This is a genomic window from Streptosporangium sp. NPDC020072 (assembly GCF_040631445.1).
Taxonomy (GTDB): domain Bacteria; phylum Actinomycetota; class Actinomycetes; order Streptosporangiales; family Streptosporangiaceae; genus Streptosporangium.
This window is the reverse complement of record NZ_JBEYAB010000015.1, coordinates 265,095-286,853: the sequence shown is the minus strand read 5'-3', so window position 1 is coordinate 286,853 and position 21,759 is coordinate 265,095. Positions and strand designations below refer to the sequence as shown.

General features: G+C 65.7%; 28 protein-coding genes and 1 pseudogene. All 29 read left to right on the top strand.

Going from position 1 to position 21,759, the window contains the following annotated elements; genetic code table 11:
• Positions 1 to 701, top strand: a pseudogene (locus ABZ470_RS33095) (DNA-directed RNA polymerase subunit beta); the annotation flags it as partial.
• Between the two features lie 27 nt (positions 702 to 728).
• Positions 729 to 4,616: a DNA-directed RNA polymerase subunit beta' gene (locus ABZ470_RS33090; protein ID WP_352015613.1), complete on the top strand. Its 3,888-nt coding sequence runs from the start codon at positions 729 to 731 to the stop codon at positions 4,614 to 4,616.
• A gap of 523 nt (positions 4,617 to 5,139) precedes the next feature.
• The gene (gene rpsL, locus ABZ470_RS33085; RefSeq protein ID WP_012887826.1) at positions 5,140 to 5,511 is read left to right on the top strand and encodes a 30S ribosomal protein S12; all 372 of its coding nucleotides are present in this window, start codon (positions 5,140 to 5,142) and stop codon (positions 5,509 to 5,511) included.
• A gap of 2 nt (positions 5,512 to 5,513) precedes the next feature.
• Positions 5,514 to 5,984, top strand: coding sequence for a 30S ribosomal protein S7 (gene rpsG / locus ABZ470_RS33080; RefSeq protein WP_179819699.1), 471 nt, complete (start codon positions 5,514 to 5,516; stop codon positions 5,982 to 5,984).
• Positions 5,985 to 6,020: 36 nt separating this feature from the next.
• On the top strand, positions 6,021 to 8,120 hold the full coding sequence (gene fusA, locus ABZ470_RS33075; RefSeq protein WP_352015612.1) for an elongation factor G: 2,100 nt from the start codon (positions 6,021 to 6,023) through the stop codon (positions 8,118 to 8,120).
• A 157-nt stretch (positions 8,121 to 8,277) separates the two neighbouring features.
• Positions 8,278 to 9,471, top strand: a complete 1,194-nt coding sequence (gene tuf / locus ABZ470_RS33070) for an elongation factor Tu (protein WP_352015611.1) — start codon at positions 8,278 to 8,280, stop codon at positions 9,469 to 9,471.
• A 256-nt stretch (positions 9,472 to 9,727) separates the two neighbouring features.
• Positions 9,728 to 10,036, top strand: coding sequence for a 30S ribosomal protein S10 (gene rpsJ, locus ABZ470_RS33065; RefSeq protein ID WP_012887830.1), 309 nt, complete (start codon positions 9,728 to 9,730; stop codon positions 10,034 to 10,036).
• Between the two features lie 14 nt (positions 10,037 to 10,050).
• On the top strand, positions 10,051 to 10,704 hold the full coding sequence (rplC, locus tag ABZ470_RS33060) for a 50S ribosomal protein L3 (RefSeq protein WP_352015610.1): 654 nt from the start codon (positions 10,051 to 10,053) through the stop codon (positions 10,702 to 10,704).
• Positions 10,701 to 11,348: a 50S ribosomal protein L4 gene (gene rplD, locus ABZ470_RS33055; protein ID WP_352015609.1), complete on the top strand. Its 648-nt coding sequence runs from the start codon at positions 10,701 to 10,703 to the stop codon at positions 11,346 to 11,348. Before rplC ends, rplD begins: the two co-directional genes overlap by 4 nt.
• Positions 11,348 to 11,650 (top strand): 50S ribosomal protein L23, encoded by a 303-nt coding sequence (rplW, locus tag ABZ470_RS33050; protein ID WP_352015608.1) that lies wholly within the window; start codon positions 11,348 to 11,350, stop codon positions 11,648 to 11,650. Before rplD ends, rplW begins: the two co-directional genes overlap by 1 nt.
• 92 nt (positions 11,651 to 11,742) lie before the next feature.
• A complete protein-coding gene (rplB, locus tag ABZ470_RS33045) occupies positions 11,743 to 12,579 on the top strand; it encodes a 50S ribosomal protein L2 (protein ID WP_352015607.1) in 837 nt (278 codons plus the stop codon).
• Between the two features lie 11 nt (positions 12,580 to 12,590).
• Positions 12,591 to 12,869, top strand: coding sequence for a 30S ribosomal protein S19 (gene rpsS / locus ABZ470_RS33040; RefSeq protein ID WP_068896536.1), 279 nt, complete (start codon positions 12,591 to 12,593; stop codon positions 12,867 to 12,869).
• Positions 12,870 to 12,936: 67 nt separating this feature from the next.
• Complete coding sequence (rplV, locus tag ABZ470_RS33035; RefSeq protein ID WP_179819691.1) at positions 12,937 to 13,290, top strand: 50S ribosomal protein L22; 354 nt, start codon at positions 12,937 to 12,939, stop codon at positions 13,288 to 13,290.
• Positions 13,290 to 14,147, top strand: a complete 858-nt coding sequence (rpsC, locus tag ABZ470_RS33030) for a 30S ribosomal protein S3 (protein ID WP_352015606.1) — start codon at positions 13,290 to 13,292, stop codon at positions 14,145 to 14,147. Before rplV ends, rpsC begins: the two co-directional genes overlap by 1 nt.
• A gap of 2 nt (positions 14,148 to 14,149) precedes the next feature.
• Complete coding sequence (rplP, locus tag ABZ470_RS33025; protein ID WP_184712606.1) at positions 14,150 to 14,569, top strand: 50S ribosomal protein L16; 420 nt, start codon at positions 14,150 to 14,152, stop codon at positions 14,567 to 14,569.
• Positions 14,569 to 14,805 carry a 50S ribosomal protein L29 gene (gene rpmC, locus ABZ470_RS33020; RefSeq protein WP_352015605.1) on the top strand — a complete coding sequence of 79 codons (237 nt, stop codon included), beginning with the start codon at positions 14,569 to 14,571 and terminating at the stop codon, positions 14,803 to 14,805. The genes rplP and rpmC overlap by 1 nt, the downstream gene beginning before the upstream one ends.
• Complete coding sequence (gene rpsQ / locus ABZ470_RS33015; RefSeq protein WP_352015604.1) at positions 14,798 to 15,079, top strand: 30S ribosomal protein S17; 282 nt, start codon at positions 14,798 to 14,800, stop codon at positions 15,077 to 15,079. Before rpmC ends, rpsQ begins: the two co-directional genes overlap by 8 nt.
• 239 nt (positions 15,080 to 15,318) lie before the next feature.
• Positions 15,319 to 15,687, top strand: a complete 369-nt coding sequence (gene rplN, locus ABZ470_RS33010; protein WP_012887841.1) for a 50S ribosomal protein L14 — start codon at positions 15,319 to 15,321, stop codon at positions 15,685 to 15,687.
• Positions 15,688 to 15,695: 8 nt separating this feature from the next.
• Positions 15,696 to 15,992 (top strand): 50S ribosomal protein L24, encoded by a 297-nt coding sequence (rplX, locus tag ABZ470_RS33005; RefSeq protein ID WP_352015618.1) that lies wholly within the window; start codon positions 15,696 to 15,698, stop codon positions 15,990 to 15,992.
• Positions 15,992 to 16,573, top strand: coding sequence for a 50S ribosomal protein L5 (gene rplE, locus ABZ470_RS33000; protein ID WP_352015603.1), 582 nt, complete (start codon positions 15,992 to 15,994; stop codon positions 16,571 to 16,573). The genes rplX and rplE overlap by 1 nt, the downstream gene beginning before the upstream one ends.
• Before the next feature lie 2 nt (positions 16,574 to 16,575).
• Complete coding sequence (locus tag ABZ470_RS32995) at positions 16,576 to 16,761, top strand: type Z 30S ribosomal protein S14 (RefSeq protein ID WP_012887844.1); 186 nt, start codon at positions 16,576 to 16,578, stop codon at positions 16,759 to 16,761.
• 145 nt (positions 16,762 to 16,906) lie between these two features.
• On the top strand, positions 16,907 to 17,305 hold the full coding sequence (rpsH, locus tag ABZ470_RS32990) for a 30S ribosomal protein S8 (protein WP_352015602.1): 399 nt from the start codon (positions 16,907 to 16,909) through the stop codon (positions 17,303 to 17,305).
• Positions 17,306 to 17,322: 17 nt separating this feature from the next.
• Positions 17,323 to 17,865 carry a 50S ribosomal protein L6 gene (rplF, locus tag ABZ470_RS32985; RefSeq protein ID WP_352015601.1) on the top strand — a complete coding sequence of 181 codons (543 nt, stop codon included), beginning with the start codon at positions 17,323 to 17,325 and terminating at the stop codon, positions 17,863 to 17,865.
• Positions 17,866 to 17,867: 2 nt separating this feature from the next.
• Positions 17,868 to 18,251: a 50S ribosomal protein L18 gene (gene rplR / locus ABZ470_RS32980; protein WP_352015600.1), complete on the top strand. Its 384-nt coding sequence runs from the start codon at positions 17,868 to 17,870 to the stop codon at positions 18,249 to 18,251.
• A 40-nt stretch (positions 18,252 to 18,291) separates the two neighbouring features.
• Positions 18,292 to 18,924, top strand: coding sequence for a 30S ribosomal protein S5 (gene rpsE, locus ABZ470_RS32975; protein WP_352015599.1), 633 nt, complete (start codon positions 18,292 to 18,294; stop codon positions 18,922 to 18,924).
• A 3-nt stretch (positions 18,925 to 18,927) separates the two neighbouring features.
• On the top strand, positions 18,928 to 19,110 hold the full coding sequence (rpmD, locus tag ABZ470_RS32970) for a 50S ribosomal protein L30 (protein WP_068896549.1): 183 nt from the start codon (positions 18,928 to 18,930) through the stop codon (positions 19,108 to 19,110).
• Between the two features lie 2 nt (positions 19,111 to 19,112).
• Positions 19,113 to 19,568, top strand: a complete 456-nt coding sequence (gene rplO, locus ABZ470_RS32965) for a 50S ribosomal protein L15 (RefSeq protein WP_352015598.1) — start codon at positions 19,113 to 19,115, stop codon at positions 19,566 to 19,568.
• 191 nt (positions 19,569 to 19,759) lie between these two features.
• Positions 19,760 to 21,076 (top strand): preprotein translocase subunit SecY, encoded by a 1,317-nt coding sequence (gene secY, locus ABZ470_RS32960; RefSeq protein WP_362916344.1) that lies wholly within the window; start codon positions 19,760 to 19,762, stop codon positions 21,074 to 21,076.
• Positions 21,076 to 21,726: an adenylate kinase gene (locus ABZ470_RS32955; protein ID WP_352015596.1), complete on the top strand. Its 651-nt coding sequence runs from the start codon at positions 21,076 to 21,078 to the stop codon at positions 21,724 to 21,726. The genes secY and ABZ470_RS32955 overlap by 1 nt, the downstream gene beginning before the upstream one ends.
• The last annotated feature ends 33 nt before the right edge of the window (positions 21,727 to 21,759 follow it).

Below are 21,759 nucleotides of genomic sequence, written 5' to 3'. Positions count from 1 at the left end.
GCTGGGACATCTCCGGCGTGCAGGAGGCCTGGGCCGAGCGGCTGCGTGACAAGGGCTTCGCCGAGGTCGAGCCCCGCACCAACATGGCCACCCCGGTCTTCGACGGCGCCCACGAGGAAGAGATCGTCGGCCTGCTCGACAACACCCTGGTCAACAGGGACGGCGGCCGTATGGTCGGCCCGAACGGCAAGGCCCGCCTGTTCGACGGGCGTTCGGGGGAGCCGTTCCCGCACCCGATCTCGGTGGGTTACATCTACATCCTGAAGCTGCTGCACCTGGTCGACGACAAGATCCACGCTCGGTCGACGGGCCCGTACTCGATGATCACGCAGCAGCCGCTGGGTGGTAAGGCGCAGTTCGGCGGTCAGCGGTTCGGTGAGATGGAGGTGTGGGCGCTGGAGGCCTACGGCGCCGCCTACGCCCTCCAGGAGCTGCTGACGATCAAGTCGGACGACGTGCTGGGCCGGGTGAAGGTCTACGAGGCGATCGTCAAGGGCGAGAACATCCCCGAGCCGGGCATTCCGGAGTCCTTCAAGGTCCTCATCAAGGAAATGCAGTCGCTGTGCCTGAACGTCGAGGTGCTCTCCAGCGACGGCATGTCCATCGAGATGCGCGACACCGACGAGGACGTCTTCCGCGCCGCCGAAGAGCTCGGCATCGACCTGTCCCGGCGCGAGCCGAGCAGCGTCGAAGAGGTCTGATCTAGAAGCTGAGGAGGGGAACAACACATGCTGGACGTCAACTTCTTCGACGAGCTTCGGATCGGCCTCGCGACGGCTGACGACATCCGCCAGTGGTCGCACGGTGAGGTCAAGAAGCCCGAGACCATCAACTACCGGACCCTCAAGCCCGAGAAGGACGGACTCTTCTGCGAGAAGATCTTCGGTCCGACCCGGGACTGGGAGTGCTACTGCGGCAAGTACAAGCGCGTGCGCTTCAAGGGCATCATCTGTGAGCGGTGTGGCGTCGAGGTCACCCGTGCCAAGGTGCGTCGTGAGCGGATGGGCCACATCGAGCTGGCCGCGCCCGTCACGCACATCTGGTACTTCAAGGGCGTCCCGTCCCGTCTGGGATACCTGCTCGACCTGGCCCCGAAGGACCTGGAGAAGGTCATCTACTTCGCGGCCTACATGATCACGCATGTCGACAAGGAGATGCGCGACCGCGACCTGCCGTCGCTGGAGGCGAAGATCTCGGTCGAGCGCCAGCACGTCGAGCAGCGTCGTGACGCCGACGTCGAGGCCAGGCAGAAGAAGCTCGAAGGCGACCTGACCGAGCTTGAGGCCGCGGGCGCCAAGGGCGACCAGCGCCGCAAGGTCCGTGAGGGCGCCGAGCGCGAGATGCGCCAGCTTCGCGACCGGGCCCAGCGTGAGCTGGACCGTCTCGATGAGGTCTGGAGCCGCTTCAAGAACCTCAAGGTCCAGGACCTTGAGGGCGACGAGCTGCTCTACCGCGAGATGCGCGACCGTTTCGGCCGCTACTTCCGCGGTGGCATGGGCGCCCAGGCCATCCAGGAGCGCCTGACCAACTTCGACCTCGAACTTGAGGCCGAGAACCTCCGCGAGACGATTCGCAGCGGCAAGGGCCAGAAGAAGGCCCGCGCGCTCAAGCGTCTCAAGGTCGTCTCCGCGTTCCTGAACACCCGCAACTCGCCCAACGGCATGGTGCTGGACTGCATCCCGGTCATCCCGCCGGACCTGCGCCCCATGGTGCAGCTCGACGGTGGCCGGTTCGCGACCTCGGACCTGAACGACCTGTACCGCCGTGTGATCAACCGGAACAACCGCCTCAAGCGTCTTCTCGACCTCGGCGCCCCCGAGATCATCGTGAACAACGAGAAGCGGATGCTCCAGGAGGCCGTCGACGCGCTGTTCGACAACGGCCGTCGCGGCCGTCCGGTCACCGGTCCCGGCAACCGCCCGCTGAAGTCCCTCAGCGACATGCTGAAGGGCAAGCAGGGTCGTTTCCGTCAGAACCTGCTGGGCAAGCGTGTCGACTACTCCGGCCGTTCGGTCATCGTCGTCGGTCCGCAGCTGAAGCTGCACCAGTGCGGTCTGCCCAAGCAGATGGCGCTGGAGCTGTTCAAGCCGTTCGTGATGAAGCGTCTGGTCGACCTGAACCACGCGCAGAACATCAAGTCGGCCAAGCGGATGGTCGAGCGTGCGCGCCCGGTCGTGTGGGACGTCCTCGAAGAGGTCATCACCGAGCACCCCGTGCTGCTCAACCGCGCGCCGACGCTGCACCGCCTGGGCATCCAGGCCTTCGAGCCGCAGCTGGTCGAGGGCAAGGCCATCCAGATCCACCCGCTCGTCTGCACCGCGTTCAACGCGGACTTCGACGGTGACCAGATGGCCGTGCACCTGCCGCTGTCCGCGGAGGCGCAGGCCGAGGCCCGCATCCTGATGCTGTCCACCAACAACATCCTGAAGCCGGCCGACGGCAAGCCGGTGACCATGCCCACCCAGGACATGATCATCGGTCTGTACTCCCTGACCACCATCAAGGACGACGACGAGGACGCTCCGGGACACGGCCGGGTCTTCGGCTCGGTCTCCGAGGCGCTCATGGCCTTCGACCGACGCGAGCTGGACATCCAGGCCAAGATCCAGATCCGGATGAAGGGTGACGTCCCGCCGCCTCGCGGTTGGGCCGCCCCCGAGGGCTGGGAGCCGAACGAGCCGTACCGGCTGGAGACCACGCTGGGCCGCTGCCTGTTCAACCAGACGCTGCCCGCGAACTACCCCTACGTCAACTCGCAGGTCGGCAAGAAGCAGCTGTCCGCGATCGTCAACGAGCTGGCGGAGAAGTACCCGAAGGTCGAGGTCGCCGCGGCGCTCGACGCGCTCAAGGACGCGGGCTTCTACTGGGCGACCAGGGCCGGTGTGACGATCTCCATCGAGGACGTCATCGCGCCGCCGAACAAGTCCACGATCATGGAGACGTATGAGCGCAGGGCTGACAAGGTCCAGCGTGAGTACGAGCGCGGTCTCATCACCGACGAGGAGCGCCGTCAGGAGCTCATCGAGATCTGGACGCACGCGACCAGTGACGTGACCGACGACATGCAGAAGGCGTTCCCGAAGACCAACCCGGTCTGGATGATGGTCCAGTCGGGCGCCCGAGGAAACCTGATGCAGGTCCGTCAGATCTCCGGCATCCGTGGTCTGGTGTCCAACACCAAGGGTGAGACGATCCCGCGTCCGATCAAGGCCTCCTTCCGTGAGGGCCTGTCGGTGCTGGAGTACTTCATCTCCACCCACGGACAGCGAAAGGGTCTGGCCGACACCGCGCTGCGGACCGCCGACTCGGGTTACCTGACCCGTCGTCTGGTGGACGTCGCACAGGACGTCATCGTTCGCGAGATCGACTGCGGCACCGACCGCGCGGTCCCGCTGAACGTCGGCGAGCGCGACGCCCAGGGCAACCTGGTCAAGGCTGAGAACGCCGAGAGCAACGTGCACGGCCGCATCCTGGCCGAGGACGTCGAGGTGGACGGCAAGATCATCGCGAACGCCGGCGTCGACATCGGCGACGCCCAGGTCAGCGCGCTGGTCGAGGCCGGTATCGAGACCGTCAGGACCCGCAGCGCTCTCGTCTGCGAGGCCAAGATCGGTGTCTGCGCCACCTGCTACGGCCGTTCGCTGGCCACCGGCAAGCTCGTGGACGTCGGCGAGGCGGTCGGCATCATCGCCGCCCAGTCGATCGGTGAGCCCGGCACCCAGCTGACGATGCGTACCTTCCACACCGGTGGTGTGGCCGGTGCGGACATCACCCACGGTCTGCCCCGTGTCCAGGAGCTCTTCGAGGCGCGCGTCCCCAAGGGCGTCGCCCCGATCAGCGAGGCCGAGGGTCGGGTCCGCATCGACGAGACCGACAAGACCCGGAAGATCGTGATCGTCCCGGACGACGGTTCGGACGAGATCGCCTACCCGGTGTCGATGCGCTCGCGCATGCTGGTCTCCGAGGGACAGCACGTCAAGGTCGGCCAGCAGCTGATCGCCGGTGCCGTCAACCCCAACGAGGTGCTGCGCATCCTCGGCCCCCGGGCCGTGCAGCTGCACCTGGTGGCCGAGGTCCAGCAGGTGTACCGCTCGCAGGGTGTGTCGATCCACGACAAGCACATCGAGATCATCGTCAGGCAGATGCTCAAGCGCGTGAACGTGCTTGAGTCGGGTGACTCCGACATGCTGCCCGGCGAGCTCGTCGAGCGGCCGCGCTTCGAGCGGGTCAACCGCGAGTGCGTCGCCGAGGGCGGCACCCCGGCCTCCGGCCGTCCGGTGCTGATGGGTATCACCAAGGCGTCGCTGGCCACCGAGTCCTGGCTGTCGGCGGCGTCCTTCCAGGAGACGACGCGAGTGCTCACCGACGCGGCGATCCACGCCAAGTCGGACTCGCTGCTCGGCCTCAAGGAGAACGTCATCATCGGAAAGCTCATCCCGGCCGGTACCGGCATGCCGCAGTACCGCAACATCCGGGTCGAGCCGACCGAGGAGGCCAAGGCCGCGATGTACACCGTCGGCGGTTACGACGGCTCCGCGGCCGACTACACCTTCGGCTCCGGCTCGGGTGAGGCCGTACCGCTGGAGGAGTACGACTTCGGTCAGTACAACCGCTAGCCGGTAGGCAACGGATCGACGACGGCGCCCGGTTCTCCGAAAGGGGGACCGGGCGCCGTCTCGTCCGGATGCTTTTTGACCGGAACGTTGCCCGGAAAGCCACGAGCTCGTAACCGGAACGGCCGGAGGAGTCCTTGAAGGTGGGTAAACTGTGGCCTGGACCCGACAGCGGCCGGCTGGAAATCGGCTGCGGAGTCGCGACACGAACACGGGCGCTCGCAACGGCGACCGGAGGGCGCAACCGTTTTGACGTGTTGCGTTGGACTAGGTAGTCTTTCCGTTCGTGCCCGTGGCTTCATGGGCTCTCATGCGTGCGCGTCGATAGGTCTCCCGTCTGGGAGTTGACAGAGGCGCCGTATGGCTTCCTCCACCGGAGCGGCCCTCCTCGGGAAGTGGCGCGACAAGTGCGCGACACGCCCGAGCGCGTGGGTCGGAGTGGATGGAAAAACCGCAGGTCATGACACCGGCAGTGCCTGCAAAAGCAACGACATTCGAATCACCGGCAAGCACGAACGGAGACGCGGTGCCTACGATTCAGCAGCTGGTCCGCAAGGGCCGCCAGGACAAGGTCACCAAGACCAAGACCCCGGCGCTCAAGGCCAGCCCTCAGCGACGCGGCACCTGCATGCGCGTTTACACCACGACCCCCAAGAAGCCGAACTCGGCGCTCCGTAAGGTCGCGCGTGTCCGGCTCACCAACGGCATCGAGGTCACGGCCTACATCCCCGGTGTGGGACACAACCTTCAGGAGCACTCCATCGTGCTCGTGCGTGGCGGTCGTGTGAAGGACCTGCCGGGTGTTCGCTACAAGATCATCCGTGGTTCGCTGGACACCCAGGGTGTTCGTAACCGTAAGCAGGCCCGTAGCCGTTACGGCGCGAAGAAGGAGAAGTAAGAATGCCTCGCAAGGGTTCTCCTGGCCGTCGTCAGCTCATGGCTGACCCGGTCCACAACTCGCCCCTGGTCACCGCCCTCATCAACAAGGTGCTCCTGGACGGCAAGCGCTCCATCGCTCAGTCCATCGTGTACGGCGCCCTTGAGGGTGCCAGGGAGAAGACGGGCAACGACCCGGTCGTCACCCTGAAGCGGGCTCTGGACAACGTCAAGCCGACCCTTGAGGTCCGCAGCCGCCGTGTCGGTGGCGCGACCTACCAGGTTCCGGTCGAGGTGCGCGCCGCGCGCAGCACCACCCTGGCCCTGCGCTGGCTGGTGCAGTACTCCCGCGCCCGCCGCGAGAAGACCATGACCGAGCGCCTCATGAACGAGCTGCTCGACGCCAGCAACGGCCTCGGCGCCAGCGTCAAGAAGCGCGAGGACACCCACAAGATGGCCGAGTCCAACAAGGCCTTCGCCCACTACCGCTGGTAACAGCGGGTTCGACGAGACGACGAGGACGCGAGAGAAGTGGCCACCACGACCGCTCTTGACCTGGCCAAGGTCCGAAACATCGGCATCATGGCCCACATCGACGCGGGCAAGACCACGACGACCGAGCGCATCCTGTTCTACACCGGCATCAACTACAAGCTCGGTGAGGTCCACGAGGGCGCAGCCACGATGGACTGGATGGAGCAGGAGCAGGAGCGTGGTATCACCATCACCTCCGCTGCTACGACCTGCGAGTGGCTCGGCCACACGATCAACATCATCGACACCCCGGGTCACGTGGACTTCACGATCGAGGTGGAGCGCTCGCTCCGCGTCCTCGACGGTGCCGTCGCCGTGTTCGACGGCGTCGCCGGTGTGGAGCCCCAGTCCGAGACGGTCTGGCGTCAGGCCGACCGTTACGGCGTGCCCCGCATCTGCTTCGTCAACAAGATGGACCGTGTCGGCGCGGAGTTCCACCGCTGCGTCGACATGATGGTCAGCCGTCTGCACGCGACCCCCGCGGTCGTCCAGCTTCCCTGGGGCGTCGAGGCCGACTTCAAGGGCGTCATCGACCTGGTGAAGATGAAGGGCCTGCTCTGGAGCGCCGAGGCGGCCAAGGGCGAGATGTACGAGACCGTGGACATCCCGGCCGAGCACGCCGAGGCTGCCCGCGAGTGGCGTGACAAGCTCGTCGAGACGGTCGCCGAGAACGACGACGAGCTGATGGAGCTCTTCCTTGAGGGCGTCGAGCCCACCGAGGAGCAGCTGGTCGCGGCCATCCGCCGCGCGACGCTGGCCAGCGCCATCAACCCGGTCCTGACCGGCACCGCGTTCAAGAACAAGGGCGTTCAGCCCCTCCTCGACGCGATCGTCGCCTACCTCCCCGCCCCGACCGACATCCCGGCCTTCAAGGGCCACGCGGTCGGCAACGAGGAAGAGGTCGTCGAGCGCCACGCGGATGTGAACGAGCCGTTCGCCGCGCTGGCCTTCAAGATCATGAGCGACCAGCACCTGGGCCGTCTCACCTACATCCGCATCTACTCGGGCACGCTCGAGACCGGCACCGCGGTGGTCAACTCGGTGAAGGGCCGCAAGGAGCGGATCGGCAAGATCTACCAGATGCACGCCAACAAGCGCGAGGAGCGCTCGTCGGCGCACGCCGGTCAGATCGTCGCCGTCATGGGTCTGAAGGACACCACCACCGGTGACACCCTGGCCGACCCGGCCAAGCCGGTCGTCCTGGAGTCGATGAACTTCCCGGCTCCGGTCATCAACGTCGCGATCGAGCCCAAGACCAAGGGCGACCAGGAGAAGCTGGGCACCGCGATCCAGCGTCTGGCCGAGGAGGACCCGTCCTTCCAGGTCCGTCGTGACGAGGAGACCGGCCAGACGGTCATCTGGGGTATGGGCGAGCTCCACCTGGAGATCCTCGTCGACCGGATGCGCCGTGAGTTCAAGGTCGAGGCCAACGTCGGTCGCCCGCAGGTGGCCTACCGCGAGACCATCCGCCGCAAGGTGGAGAAGGTCGACTACGTCCACAAGAAGCAGACCGGTGGATCGGGTCAGTTCGCGAAGGTCATCATCGACATCGAGCCGCTGGGCGAGGGCAACGACGGCTACGAGTTCGAGAACAAGGTCTCCGGTGGCCGTATCCCGAGGGAGTACATCCCCTCGGTCGACGCGGGCGCCCAGGAGGCCGCCGAGTTCGGTGTTCTCGCCGGCTACCCCATGGTCGGGGTCAAGGTCACCCTGCAGGACGGTGCCTACCACGAGGTTGACTCGTCCGAAATGGCCTTCAAGATCGCCGGCTCGATGGCCTTCAAGGAGGCCGCGCGCAAGGCGGACGCCGTAATCCTGGAGCCGATGATGGCCGTTGAGGTCACCACGCCCGAGGACTACATGGGTGACGTCATCGGTGACCTCAACGGTCGCCGCGGGCAGATCCAGGCGATGGACGAGCGCGGTGGCAACCGTGTCGTCAGCGCGCTCGTGCCGCTCTCTGAGATGTTCGGCTACGTGGGTGACCTCCGTAGCAAGACGCAGGGACGCGCGAGCTACAGCATGCAGTTCGACTCCTATGCGGAAGTGCCTGCGCACATCGCCAAGGAGATCGTCGCGAAGGTACGGGGCGAGTAAGCCCGGTATCCGCCTCGGTGACGGAGGGCGAGAGGATCGCCAACCGCCACCGGGGCGTGCGGGCGAGGTTCTCATCGGCGGGTCCCCTCGGGGACGCGCCACCCGAACCCGAGTGAAAAGACGCAAGTCAAGTCAGAATCTCTAAGGAGACAGAGCAGTGGCCAAGGCCAAGTTCGAGCGGACCAAGCCGCACGTAAACATCGGCACCATTGGGCACATCGACCACGGCAAGACCACTCTGACCGCGGCGATCACCAAGGTGCTCCACGAGCGTTACCCGAACCTCAACGAGGCGACCCCGTTCGACAAGATCGACAAGGCGCCGGAGGAGAAGGCTCGTGGTATCACGATCTCCATCGCGCACGTCGAGTACCAGACCGAGCAGCGTCACTACGCCCACGTGGACTGCCCCGGTCACGCCGACTACGTGAAGAACATGATCACCGGTGCGGCTCAGATGGACGGCGCGATCCTCGTGGTCGCCGCCACCGACGGTCCGATGCCGCAGACGAAGGAGCACGTCCTCCTGGCCCGCCAGGTCGGCGTTCCCTACATCGTTGTCGCCCTGAACAAGGCCGACATGGTGGACGACGAGGAGATCCTGGAGCTCGTCGAGCTCGAGGTCCGTGAGCTTCTCTCGGCCCAGGAGTTCCCCGGCGACGACCTGCCGGTCGTTCGCGTCTCCGCGCTCAAGGCGCTGGAGGGCGACGAGAAGTGGGGCGACAGCATCATCGAGCTCATGACCGCGGTGGACGAGAACGTCCCGCAGCCGCAGCGTGAGACCGACAAGCCGTTCCTCATGCCGATCGAGGACGTCTTCTCGATCACCGGTCGCGGCACCGTCGTCACCGGCCGTATCGAGCGCGGCATCATCAAGGTCAACGAGACCGTTGACATCATCGGCATCAAGGACACCAAGACCACCACCACGGTCACCGGTGTCGAGATGTTCCGCAAGCTCCTCGACGAGGGCCAGGCCGGTGACAACGTCGGTCTGCTCCTGCGTGGCATCAAGCGCGAGGACGTTGAGCGCGGCCAGTGCATCATCAAGCCGGGCACCACGACCCCGCACACCGAGTTCGAGGCCCAGGTCTACATCCTGAGCAAGGACGAGGGCGGCCGCCACACGCCGTTCTTCAACAACTACCGTCCGCAGTTCTACTTCCGTACGACTGACGTGACCGGTGTTGTCAACCTGCCCGAGGGCACCGAGATGGTCATGCCTGGCGACAACACTGAGATGAGCGTCCAGCTCATCCAGCCCATCGCCATGGAGGACGGTCTCAAGTTCGCCATCCGCGAGGGTGGCCGCACCGTCGGTGCGGGTCGCGTTACCAAGATCATCAAGTAGTTCGATCGCGGAGTGGCGGTCGGCCCTCATCCCAGGGTCGGCCGCCGCGCCACGAGGAGGCTCGTGCCGTACGGCCCGCGTCTCACGCCCCACGAGAACCGTGATCTCGCAGTTGGTTCGGCCGCACCGTGACCGAACTAACCGCCAGATCACGGAAGAAAGCGCAGATCATCTGCGTCTGCTCCGTGGGACACATTTAGCGGCAACAGGCCGCACGCAACTTTTTCAGACGACAGCGAAGGACACCGAGGCCATTATGGCGGGACAGAAGATCCGCATTCGGCTCAAGGCCTATGACCACGAGGTCATCGACAGCTCGGCCAAGAAGATCGTCGAGACGGTCACGCGGACTGGCGCTAAGGTCGCGGGCCCGGTGCCGCTGCCGACCGAGAAGAACGTGTACTGCGTCATCCGCTCGCCGCACAAGTACAAGGACAGCCGCGAGCACTTTGAGATGCGTACGCACAAGCGGCTGATTGACATCATCGACCCGACGCCGAAGACGGTCGACTCGCTCATGCGACTCGACCTCCCCGCCGGCGTTGACATCTCGATCAAGCTCTGAGGGAACGCACTGACATGGCTAAGCAGATCAAGGGCGTCCTGGGCAAGAAGCTCGGCATGACCCAGGTCTTCGACGCGGACAACCGGATGGTCCCGGTGACCGTCGTTGAGGCCGGTCCGTGCGTCGTGACCCGTGTCCGCACGCCCGAGAAGGACGGCTACTCCGCCGTACAGCTCGGTTTCGGGCAGGTCGACCCGCGGAAGGTCAACAAGCCGCTCGGCGACTACCTGCGCAAGCACGACATCACCCCGCGTCGTTACTTCACGGAGATCCGTACCGACGACGCGAGTGACTACACCCTGGGCCAGGAGGTTCTGGCCGACACCTTCGAGGCGGGCCAGTTCGTCGACGTGACGGGCAAGAGCAAGGGTAAGGGCTACGCCGGTGTCATGAAGCGTCACGGCTTCAAGGGTCTGGGCGCCTCGCACGGTACCCAGCGCAAGCACCGTTCGCCGGGTTCCATCGGCGGCTGCGCCACCCCGGGCCGCGTTTTCAAGGGCCTGCGCATGGCCGGTCGGATGGGTAACGTCCGCACCACCATCCAGAGCCTCAAGGTTCACGCCGTGGACGCCGAGAAGGGCCTCATCCTGATCAAGGGTGCGATCCCCGGCGCCAACGGCAGCCTGGTTCTCCTCCGTACCGCTGCCAAGAAGGGGGCTGCCAAGTGAGCACCATTGACGTCCTCGACGCGAGCGGCGCGAAGTCCGGTACGGTCGACCTCCCCGGCGACGTCTTCGGCGCCAAGGTCAACGTTCCGCTGATCCACCAGGTCGTCGTGGCCCAGCTCGCCGCTCGCCGGCAGGGCACGCACAAGGCCAAGACCCGTGGTGAGGTCAGCGGTGGCGGCAAGAAGCCGTACCGCCAGAAGGGCACCGGCCGCGCCCGTCAGGGTTCGACCCGCGCTCCGCAGTTCACCGGCGGTGGCACCGTCCACGGCCCGGTCCCGAGGGACTACAGCCAGCGGACGCCCAAGAAGATGAAGGCCGCCGCCCTGCGTGGCGCCCTGTCCGACCGGGCCACCGGCGGTCGTGTCCACGTGGTCAGCTCGCTGGTCACCGGGGAGACCCCCAAGACCAAGGTGGCGCTTGAGGCGCTGCGCAAGGTCACGCAGGCCCGCAGCGTCCTGGTCGTCGTCGACGAGGGCGACGAGCTCACCTGGCTGAGCCTGCGCAACGCTCCGGAGGTCCACCTGCTGGACGCCGGGCAGCTGAACACCTACGACGTGCTCTGCTACGACGACGTCGTCTTCACTCAGGAGGCGTACGACCAGGTCGTCGCGCGCCTGAGCCAGAGCGGGAAGGAAGACGCCTGATGGAGAAGATCGCCGACCCGCGTGACATCATCATCAAGCCGATCGTCTCCGAGAAGAGCTACGGCCTGATCGACGAGAACAACAAGTACACGTTCCTGGTGCGGAAGACCGCCAACAAGACGCAGGTGAAGATCGCCATTGAGCAGATCTTCGGCGTCAAGGTGGTCAGTGTGAACACCATCAACCGCCAGGGCAAGCGCAAGCGGACCAAGTTCGGTTACGGCCAGCGCCCCAGCACCAAGCGCGCGATCGTGAGCCTGGTCGAGGGTGACCGTATCGACATCTTCGGCCAGGTCGGCTGACCCGCTCGCTGAAGTAAGGAACAGGGAGAATGCCCCCCGTCTACAGCGGGGGGCATTCGACCGGATTAACCGACGAAGGATGAACGAAAAAGATGGGCATCCGTAAACTCAAGCCGACGACCCCGGGTCGCCGCGGCGCCAGTGTCTCGGACTTCGCCGAGATCACGCGCAGCACGCCCGAGAAGTCGCTGCTTGCCCCCTTGCACAGCAAGGGAGGGCGCAACGTCCACGGCCGGGTGACCGCTCGTCACCAGGGTGGTGGCCACAAGCGCGCCTACCGGATCATCGACTTCCGGCGCCATGACAAGGACGGGATCCCGGCCAAGGTCGCTCACATCGAGTACGACCCCAACCGCACCTCCCGGATCGCGCTGCTGCACTACGCCGACGGGGAGAAGCGCTACATCCTCTGCCCGACCGGTCTGAAGCAGGGCGACAAGATCGAGAACGGCCCCACGGCCGACATCAAGCCCGGCAACTGCCTGCCGCTGCGCAACATCCCGACCGGTACCTTCATCCACGCGGTGGAGCTCCGTCCGGGCGGCGGCGCCAAGCTGGGCCGGTCCGCCGGCGCGCAGATCCAGCTCCTCGCCAAGGAGGGGCAGTACGCCACGCTGCGTATGCCCTCCGGCGAAATGCGCCAGGTCGACGTCCGCTGCCGGGCCTCCATCGGCCAGGTCGGCAACGCCGAGCAGGCGAACATCAACTGGGGTAAGGCCGGCCGCATGCGGTGGAAGGGCAAGCGCCCCACCGTCCGCGGTGTCGCGATGAACCCGGTCGACCACCCGCACGGTGGTGGTGAGGGTAAGACCTCTGGTGGTCGTCACCCCGTGAACCCGAAGGGCAAGCCCGAGGGTCGTACCCGTGCGGCGAACAAGGCCAGCGACCGGCTGATCATCCGTCGTCGGACCAAGCGGAAGAAGCGGTAGGAGCAGCCAAAATGCCACGTAGCCTTAAGAAGGGTCCCTTCGTGGACGACCACCTTCAGAAGAAGGTGGATGCCCAGAACGAGAAGGGCACCAAGAACGTCATCAAGACGTGGTCGCGGCGCTCCATGATCGTTCCCGACATGATCGGGCACACGATCGCCGTTCACGACGGCCGCAAGCACGTCCCGGTCTTCGTGACCGAGGCGATGATCGGCCACAAGCTCGGTGAGTTCGCGCCCACGCGGACCTTCCGCAGCCACGTCAAGGAAGACCGCCGCAGCCGGCGGTAAGCGCCTCACAGGACGGCAGGTCATGCCGGCCGTCCCACACGAAGCAGAAGGTTAAGAGGAGTAAGCGATGGAAGCCAGGGCTCAGGTGCGGTTCGCGCGCCACACGCCCATGAAGGCCCGCCGTGTGGTGGACCTCATTCGCGGGCTGCCCGCTTCGGAGGCGCAGGCCGTGCTGCAGTTCGCTCCCCAGGCGGCGAGCGAGACCGTGTACAAGGTGCTGTCCAGCGCCATTGCGAACGCGGAGCACAACTTCAAGCTCGACCGCGACACGCTCTTCGTGAGCCGTGCGTGGGTCGACGAGGGCCCGACGCTGAAGCGGTTCCGTCCCCGCGCTCAGGGTCGTGCCTATCGGATCAACAAGCGGACGAGCCACATCACCGTGATCGTGGAGTCCCGCGAGCCGAAGGGGAGGACCCGCTAGTGGGTCAGAAGGTCAACCCGCACGGGTTCCGCCTCGGCATCACGACCGACTTCAAGAGCCGGTGGTATGCCGACAAGCTCTACAAGTCGTACGTTGCCGAGGACGTGGCGATCCGCCGCATGCTCAAGAAGGGCATGGAGCGGGCCGGCATCTCCAAGGTGGAGATCGAGCGGACCACCGACCGGGTTCAGGTCGACATTCACACCGCCCGTCCGGGCATCGTCATCGGCCGCCGCGGCGCCGAGGCGGACCGGATTCGCGGTGACCTTGAGAAGCTGACCAAGAAGCAGGTCCAGCTGAACATCCTTGAGGTCAAGAACCCCGAGATCGACGCTCAGCTCGTCGCCCAGGGCGTCGCCGAGCAGCTGTCCAGCCGTGTCTCCTTCCGCCGCGCCATGCGCAAGGCGATGCAGTCGGCCATGAAGAGCGGTGCCAAGGGCATCCGGGTGCAGTGCTCCGGTCGTCTCGGTGGCGCTGAGATGTCGCGTTCGGAGTTCTACCGCGAGGGCCGCGTGCCCCTGCACACGCTCCGCGCCGACATCGACTACGGCCTCTACGAGGCCCGCACCACCTTCGGCCGCATCGGCGTGAAGGTGTGGATCTACAAGGGTGAGGCTCCGACCAGCCGCGCCGAGCGCGAGGCGGCCGCCGCCGGTGCCCGTGCGGGGCAGCGTCGCGACCGTGACGACCGTCGTGGTGGTCCCGGTGGGGACCGTCCGCGTCGTGGTGGCGCCGGTGGCGACCGTCCGCGTCGTGGTGGCGCCGGCCGCGGTGACCGTGGCCCCAGGAACGAGGCGGCCTCCCAGGCCACCCCCGAGACCGGCCCGGCTGCGCAGCCGGGTGCTGAAGGGAGCTGACCATGCTGATCCCGCGCAGGGTCAAGCACCGCAAGCAGCACCGGCCCGACCGTCACGGCGCCGCCAAGGGTGGCACCAGGGTCGTGTTCGGCGAGTACGGCATCCAGGCGATTGAGCACTCCTACGTGACCAACCGCCAGATCGAGTCGGCTCGTATCGCCATGACCCGTCACATCAAGCGTGGCGGAAAGGTCTGGATCAACATCTTCCCGGACCGTCCCCTCACCAAGAAGCCCGCTGAGACCCGCATGGGTTCCGGTAAGGGTTCGCCGGAGTGGTGGATCGCCAACGTCAAGCCCGGTCGCGTCATGTTCGAGCTGTCGGGTGTCGCCGAGCCCGTGGCCCGCGAGGCCATGCGTCGCGCGATGCACAAGCTCCCGATGAAGTGCCGGTTCGTCAAGCGTGAAGTGGGTGAGGCGTGATGGCTAAGGGCCTGACCGCCGGTGAGCTGCGAGCGGAGGACCAGGACACCCTGGTTCAGAAGCTGAAGGAAGCCAAGGAGGAGCTGTTCAACCTCCGCTTCCAGGCCGCGACCGGCCAGTTGGAGAGCCACGGGCGGCTGCGCGCCGTCCGCCGCGAGATCGCCCGTATCTACACCGTGATGCGCGAGCGGGAGCTTGGCATCGTGACGGTCGAGAAGGAGTCGGTCGATGGCTGAGACAACTGAGAACACGAACGAGGCGCGTAACTACCGCAAGACCCGCGAGGGTCTGGTGGTCAGTGACAAGATGGACAAGACTGTCGTCGTCGCTGTCGAGGACCGCGTCAAGCACCCCCTGTACGGCAAGGTCATCCGTAGGACGACCAAGTACAAGGCGCACGACGAGGCCAACTCGTGCGGCGTCGGCGACCGCGTTCTCCTGATGGAGACCCGGCCGCTGTCCGCCAGCAAGCGCTGGCGGGTCGTCGAGATCCTCGAACGCGCCAAGTAACAAGACGCGCCTCGTGGGGGGTGACCTGATCACCCCCCATGACGGTGTCCAAGGGAACGGGGACGATCCTCGTTCCGCCTGCGGCGGCGGTGGTGCGGACACGGACGCTCATCCGGGCACGGGAAGTGCCCGGCGGGTGGCCGGCCGTACGGCTGTCGCCGGGGGAAAAAGACCACAGCAGTTCCGCAAGGCTTGCCCGGCACACGGGTGAGAACCGGCGAGACAAACAGGAGTTATAGGTGATTCAGCAGGAGTCGCGACTCAAGGTCGCCGACAACACGGGTGCGAAGGAAGTCCTTTGCATTCGTGTGCTCGGTGGCTCGGGTCGGCGCTACGCGGGAATCGGCGACATCATCGTCGCCACGGTCAAGGACGCCATTCCTGGCGGCACCGTGAAGAAGGGCGACGTCGTCAAGGCGGTCATCGTCCGTACTGTCAAGGAGCGCCGCCGGCCCGACGGCTCCTACATCCGCTTCGACGAGAACGCCGCCGTGATCATCAAGGACAGCGGCGACCCTCGTGGGACGCGTATCTTCGGCCCCGTCGGACGCGAGCTGCGCGACAAGAAGTTCATGCGCATCATCTCGCTCGCCCCGGAGGTGTTGTAATGCCGAATCTGCATGTCAAGAAGGGCGACCTGGTCCTCGTCATCGCCGGCAAGGACAAGGGCGCCAAGGGTCGTGTGATCGCCGCCTACCCGCGCGAGGACCGCGTGGTCGTCGAGGGCGTCAACATGATCAAGAAGCACTCCAAGGAGACCCACCAGGGCCCGCGTGGCGCCAAGAGCGGCGGCGTGCAGACCATGGAGGCTCCCATCCACGTGAGCAACGTCAAGAAGCTCAAGGGTGACGAGAAGCCCGCCAAGAAGGAGTCGGCGAAGGCGGACTCCGACGAGTCGGGTGAGGACAACTGATGACCGCCAACACCACCGAGGCCGTCGCGACGAGGCCCCTCCCGCGCCTCAAGCAGCGTTACCGCGAGGAGATCATCGCGAAGCTGCAGGAGCAGTTCGGGTACGAGAACGTCATGCTGATCCCCACGATCACCAAGATCAAGGTGAACATGGGTGTCGGCGAGGCCGCGCGTGACTCGAAGCTCATCGACGGCGCCGTTCGTGACCTGACCTCCATCACCGGCCAGAAGCCGGCCGTCGTGCGGGCCCGCAAGTCCATCGCCCAGTTCAAGCTGCGCGAGGGCATGCCGATCGGCGCCCACGTGACGCTGCGCGGCGACCGCATGTGGGAGTTCCTCGACCGTCTGCTGTCGCTGGCGCTGCCCCGCATCCGTGACTTCCGCGGTCTGTCGCCGAAGCAGTTCGACGGCAACGGCAACTACACCTTCGGTCTGACCGAGCAGGTCATGTTCCACGAGATCGACCAGGACAAGGTCGACCGTCAGCGTGGTATGGACATCACGGTCGTGACCACCGCTAAGACCGACGACCAGGGCCGGGCGCTGCTGAAGCTTCTCGGTTTCCCCTTCAAGGAGGCCTGATCATGGCGAAGACGTCGCTGAAGGTCAAGGCTGCTCGCAAGGCCAAGTTCGAGGTCCGGGCGTACACTCGGTGCTCGCGCTGTGGTCGTCCCCGCGCCGTCTACAGGAAGTTCGGCCTGTGCCGCATCTGCTTCCGCGAGATGGCGCACCGGGGCGAGCTGCCCGGCATCACCAAGTCGAGCTGGTAGTCTCCGCGCGGCCCGGTGGGTCTCTCACCGGGCCCCCGCGGTGCCAGCCGTACAAGTAAGTCGATATTCACCGGGCGCTGTCTCAAGCGCCCATGACCGCACCGAAGGTCCCATGGGGAAACCGCGGTGAGGAAGGCCACCGGCCATGACGATGACCGACCCGATCGCAGACATGCTCACGCGTCTGCGAAACGCGAACTCGGCGTACCACGACACCGTGGCCATGCCGTACTCGAAGATCAAGGCGCACATCGCCGAGATCCTCCAGCAGGAGGGTTACATCCAGTCCTGGAGCGTCGAGGACGCCAAGGTCGGAAAGAACCTCGTGGTGGAGCTCAAGTTCGGGCCGAGCCGTGAGCGTTCGCTGACGGGCCTGCGCCGGGTTTCCAAGCCCGGTCTGCGGGTCTACGCGAAGAAGGACAACCTGCCCCGTGTCCTGGGAGGACTGGGCGTCGCGATCATCTCGACGTCCGGTGGCCTCATGACCGACAAGCAGGCCGGCAAGCGTGGAGTGGGCGGGGAAGTCCTCGCCTTCGTTTGGTAGAAGGGAGAAATCACAGCATGTCGCGAATCGGACGGCTGCCCATCCCTGTACCGAACGGCGTGGACGTCGCCATCGACGGCCGGGAAGTCACGGTCAAGGGCCCCAAGGGCACGCTCTCACACAAGGTCGCTGAGCCGATCGACGTCGCCAAGGGAGACGACGGTGCTGTCACCGTCAGCCGCCCCAACGACGAGAACAAGGTCCGTGCGCTGCACGGCCTGTCCCGCACGCTGATCGCCAACATGGTGACCGGTGTGACCCAGGGTTACTCCAAGACCCTGGAAATCGTGGGTGTCGGTTACCGCGTGCAGGCCAAGGGCCCGACTCAGCTTGAGTTCGCCCTCGGCTTCAGCCACCCGGTGATCGTGGACGCCCCCGAGGGTGTCACCTTCCGCGTCGAGAAGCCGACCCTGTTCCACGTGGACGGCATCGACAAGCAGAAGGTCGGCGAGGTCGCCGCGAACATCCGTAAGCTGCGCAAGCCCGACCCGTACAAGGGCAAGGGTGTGCGCTACCAGGGCGAGGTTGTCCGCCGCAAGGTCGGAAAGGCTGGTAAGTAGGCATGGCTGGCAAGACTGCGTTCGGCAAGCACACGGCCGCCCGCGCCGTCTCGCGGGCCCGCCGTCACGGCCGAGTCCGCAAGAAGGTGGTCGGTACGGCCGCGCGTCCGCGCCTGGTCGTCAACCGCTCGACGCGGCACCTGTTCGTGCAGATCGTCGACGACTCACAGGGTCACACGCTGGTGAGCGCCTCCACCATGGACGCCACCCTGCGCACGGTGACCGGTGACAAGACCGAGAAGGCGAAGCAGGTCGGCGAGCTTCTCGCTCAGCGGGCCAAGGCTGCCGGGATCACCGCGGTCGTCTTCGACCGTGGTGGAAACCGTTACGCGGGCCGCCTGGCGGCTCTCGCGGACAGCGCCCGCGAAGCCGGGCTGGAGTTCTGATGGCCCGTACTGACAAGAGCAACGAGAAGAGGAACCACTGATGGCTGGAGCTCCGCGTCGCGGTGGCGCCGCCGGTGGCGAGCGGCGTGACGGTCGTCGTGACGATCGCCGCGGTGGCAGCGCTGACAAGGGCGTCTCGTACATCGAGCGCGTAGTGAAGATCAACCGAGTGGCCAAGGTCGTGAAGGGTGGTCGTCGCTTCAGCTTCACCGCCCTCGTCATCGTCGGTGACGGCAACGGCATGGTCGGCGTCGGCTACGGCAAGGCCAAGGAAGTCCCCGCGGCCATCGCCAAGGGCGTCGAAGAGGCCAAGAAGCACTTCTTCCGGGTGCCGCGCATCCAGGGCACCATCCCGCACATCGTGCAGGGTGAGGAGGCCGCCGGCGTGGTCTTCCTGCGCCCGGCCTCACCCGGTACCGGTGTCATCGCCGGTGGCCCGGTGCGCGCCGTACTGGAGTGCGCGGGCATCCACGACGTGCTGTCCAAGTCGCTCGGCTCGGACAACCCGATCAACATCGTGCACGCCACCGTGGCAGCTCTGAAGGGCCTCAGCCGCCCCGAGGAGATCGCGGCCCGCCGTGGCCTGCCCCTGGAGGACGTCGCTCCCAAGGCGATGCTCAAGGCTCGCGCCGAGGGTCTCGCTGAGGCCGCGGCGGCCAAGGCGGTGAGCTAACCGATGGCACGTCTGAAGATCACTCAGGTCCGCTCGAAGATCGGCGGCAAGCAGAATCAGCGTGATTCGCTGCGTTCGCTCGGTCTCAAGCGAATCGGCGACGTCGTCGTCAAGGAGGACCGCCCGGAGATCCGCGGCATGGTCTCCGTGGTGACGCACCTGGTCACCGTGGAAGAGGTCGACTAGACATGGCAGAGAACACTCCGCTCCGTATCCACCACCTGCGTCCGGCTCCTGGCGCCAACAAGGCCAAGGTCCGCAAGGGTCGTGGTGAGGGCTCCAAGGGCAAGACCGCCGGTCGTGGCACCAAGGGCACGCACGCGAGGACCGGGGTTCCCCTCGGTTTCGAGGGTGGCCAGGTTCCGCTGCAGCGTCGCCTGCCCAAGCTGAAGGGCTTCTCCAACGCCCTGTTCAAGACGACCTACCAGGTCGTCAACCTGGACAGGCTCGGCGAGTTGTTCCCCGAGGGTGGCGAGGTCACCGTCGAGGCACTGGTCGCCAAGGGCGCGGTTCGCAAGAACCAGCTCGTGAAGGTCCTGGGCACCGGTGACATCTCCGTGGCGCTGAACGTGCAGGTGCACGCCTTCTCCGCCAGTGCCAAGGAGAAGATCGCCGCGGCCGGGGGCTCTGTCTCCGAGCTGTAGGACATGGAATTTCACGCATGAAAACGAGGCGCGGGGGCTCATTATGGGCCCCCGCGCCCGTAGTGCGTTAGAGTTCGCTGGACAGCGAGACTCAACTCGTTTCCGTGAGCTCGTTGACACGAGATAGCAAAGATGGACCACCCCCGCACCATCGCTGACCGACATCGCCTTTCAGGCGCGCAGGAGGGCCCGTGCTGACCGCGTTTACCCGAGCGTTCCGTACGCCGGACCTGCGCAATAAGTTGCTCTTCACCTTGGGCATCATCGCGCTGTTCCGGCTGGGTTCGGTGCTCCCGACCCCGGGTGTGAATACGGAGAACATCAGCCGCTGTCTCAGCCAGGCTCAGGCTGGGGACGCGGGCAACATCTACGGAATGGTACAGCTCTTCAGCGGTGGCGCCCTGCTGAAGCTGTCGGTGTTCGCGCTCGGCATCATGCCGTACATCACCGCGAGCATCATTCTGCAGCTCTTGGTCGTGGTGATCCCGCGCCTCGAAGCCCTCAAGAAGGAGGGCCAGGCGGGCCAGACCAAGATCACCCAGTATACGCGGTACCTCACGGTCGGTCTGGCGGTTCTGCAGTCGACCGCTTTCATCGCCCTCGCGCGCACCGGGCAGCTGTTCCCGCAGTGCCGTGAGGAGATCCTGCTCGACAAGAACAACATCTTCTCGATCGTCACCATGGTGATCATCATGACCGCGGGCACCGCGGTCATCATGTGGCTGGGCGAGCTGGTCACCGACCGCGGCGTCGGCAACGGCATGTCCATCCTGATCTTCACCCAGGTGATCGCGGTCTTCCCGGTCGAGCTGATGACCATCGCCCGCACCCGCGGCATGTTCGTCTTCAGTGTGGTAATCATCACAGGCATCGCGATGATCGCCCTGGTCGTCATGGTCGAGCAGGCTCAGCGCCGGGTCCCGGTGCAGTACGCCAAGCGCATGGTCGGCCGCAGGATGTACGGCGGCACCTCCACCTACATCCCGCTGAAGGTGAACCAGGCCGGCATCATCCCGGTGATCTTCGCCTCCTCTCTGCTCTACCTTCCGCAGCTGGTCACGACCCTGTTCAGCAACGCTCAGGAAGAGCCGAACGCGGTCGTGCAGTGGATCCAGCAGAACCTGGTCACGGGTGACACCCCCGCCTACATGATCACGTTCTTCCTGTTGATCGTCTTCTTCACCTACTTCTACGTGTCCATTACCTTCAACCCCGTTGAAGTCGCCGACAACATGAAGAAGTACGGTGGGTTCATCCCGGGCATCCGTCCGGGCCGCCCGACGGCTGAGTACCTCAACTATGTGCTCACGCGACTCACCGCTCCTGGCTCGCTCTATCTGGGGCTGATCTCCATGGTGCCGATCGTCGCACTCGCCCTCGTCGGCGCGACCCAGAACTTCCCGTTCGGAGGGACGAGCATTCTGATCATGGTTGGTGTCGGCCTGGACACCGTGAAGCAGATTGAGAGCCAGCTGCAGCAGCGCAACTACGAAGGCTTCCTGAAGTAGTGCGTCTCGTCCTGGTCGGGCCCCCCGGAGCGGGTAAGGGGACACAGGCCCAGTTCATCGCATCGAACCTGTCCATCCCGAAGATCTCGACAGGTGACATCTTCCGCGCCAACGTCTCGGGCGGCACGGAACTCGGCAAGCTTGCCAAGGAGTACATGGACCGTGGCGACCTCGTGCCCGACGAGGTCACCATCGCGATGGTCCGCGACCGCCTCTCGGAGAGCGACGCGCAGGACGGTTTCCTGCTCGACGGCTTCCCCAGGAACGTGCCCCAGGCCGAGATCCTGAAGAAGATGCTTGAGGAGTTCGGCGTCGCACTGGACATCGTCCTTGAGCTCGTGGTCGACGACGAGGAGGTCGTGCGCAGGCTCGCGGGCCGCCGGACCTGCAGCCAGTGCGGCCGCATCTGGCACGTCGACTTCGACGACAAGAAGGACGACGTCTGCGACGCCTGCGGCGGACGCCTCTACCAGCGCGACGACGACAAGGAGGAGACCATCAGGCACCGCCTGGAGGTCTACCAGGAGCAGACCGCTCCTCTGGTCTCCTTCTACGCCCAGGAGCGCATCCTGGTCGGAGTCGACGCCACCGGTCCGGTGGAAGAGGTCACCCAGCGCGCGATGGAGGCGCTGAGCCCGTACACCGACTAGGGACACTTGTCTCCCCGGCACGCCATCCATGGC

Coding starts and splice junctions, on each gene's coding strand:
- rpsS (WP_068896536.1), top strand. CDS start 12,591: ATGCCACGTAGCCTTAAGAAGGGTCCCTTCGTGGACGACCACCTTCAG.
- rplR (WP_352015600.1), top strand. CDS start 17,868: ATGGCTGGCAAGACTGCGTTCGGCAAGCACACGGCCGCCCGCGCCGTC.
- rplE (WP_352015603.1), top strand. CDS start 15,992: ATGACCGCCAACACCACCGAGGCCGTCGCGACGAGGCCCCTCCCGCGC.
- rpmD (WP_068896549.1), top strand. CDS start 18,928: ATGGCACGTCTGAAGATCACTCAGGTCCGCTCGAAGATCGGCGGCAAG.
- rpsQ (WP_352015604.1), top strand. CDS start 14,798: ATGGCTGAGACAACTGAGAACACGAACGAGGCGCGTAACTACCGCAAG.
- rplP (WP_184712606.1), top strand. CDS start 14,150: ATGCTGATCCCGCGCAGGGTCAAGCACCGCAAGCAGCACCGGCCCGAC.
- rplO (WP_352015598.1), top strand. CDS start 19,113: ATGGCAGAGAACACTCCGCTCCGTATCCACCACCTGCGTCCGGCTCCT.
- rpsH (WP_352015602.1), top strand. CDS start 16,907: ATGACGATGACCGACCCGATCGCAGACATGCTCACGCGTCTGCGAAAC.
- rplC (WP_352015610.1), top strand. CDS start 10,051: ATGGCTAAGCAGATCAAGGGCGTCCTGGGCAAGAAGCTCGGCATGACC.
- rpmC (WP_352015605.1), top strand. CDS start 14,569: ATGGCTAAGGGCCTGACCGCCGGTGAGCTGCGAGCGGAGGACCAGGAC.
- rplW (WP_352015608.1), top strand. CDS start 11,348: ATGGAGAAGATCGCCGACCCGCGTGACATCATCATCAAGCCGATCGTC.
- rplB (WP_352015607.1), top strand. CDS start 11,743: ATGGGCATCCGTAAACTCAAGCCGACGACCCCGGGTCGCCGCGGCGCC.
- rpsG (WP_179819699.1), top strand. CDS start 5,514: ATGCCTCGCAAGGGTTCTCCTGGCCGTCGTCAGCTCATGGCTGACCCG.
- rplF (WP_352015601.1), top strand. CDS start 17,323: ATGTCGCGAATCGGACGGCTGCCCATCCCTGTACCGAACGGCGTGGAC.
- ABZ470_RS33090 (WP_352015613.1), top strand. CDS start 729: ATGCTGGACGTCAACTTCTTCGACGAGCTTCGGATCGGCCTCGCGACG.
- rpsE (WP_352015599.1), top strand. CDS start 18,292: ATGGCTGGAGCTCCGCGTCGCGGTGGCGCCGCCGGTGGCGAGCGGCGT.
- rpsJ (WP_012887830.1), top strand. CDS start 9,728: ATGGCGGGACAGAAGATCCGCATTCGGCTCAAGGCCTATGACCACGAG.
- rplV (WP_179819691.1), top strand. CDS start 12,937: ATGGAAGCCAGGGCTCAGGTGCGGTTCGCGCGCCACACGCCCATGAAG.
- ABZ470_RS32995 (WP_012887844.1), top strand. CDS start 16,576: ATGGCGAAGACGTCGCTGAAGGTCAAGGCTGCTCGCAAGGCCAAGTTC.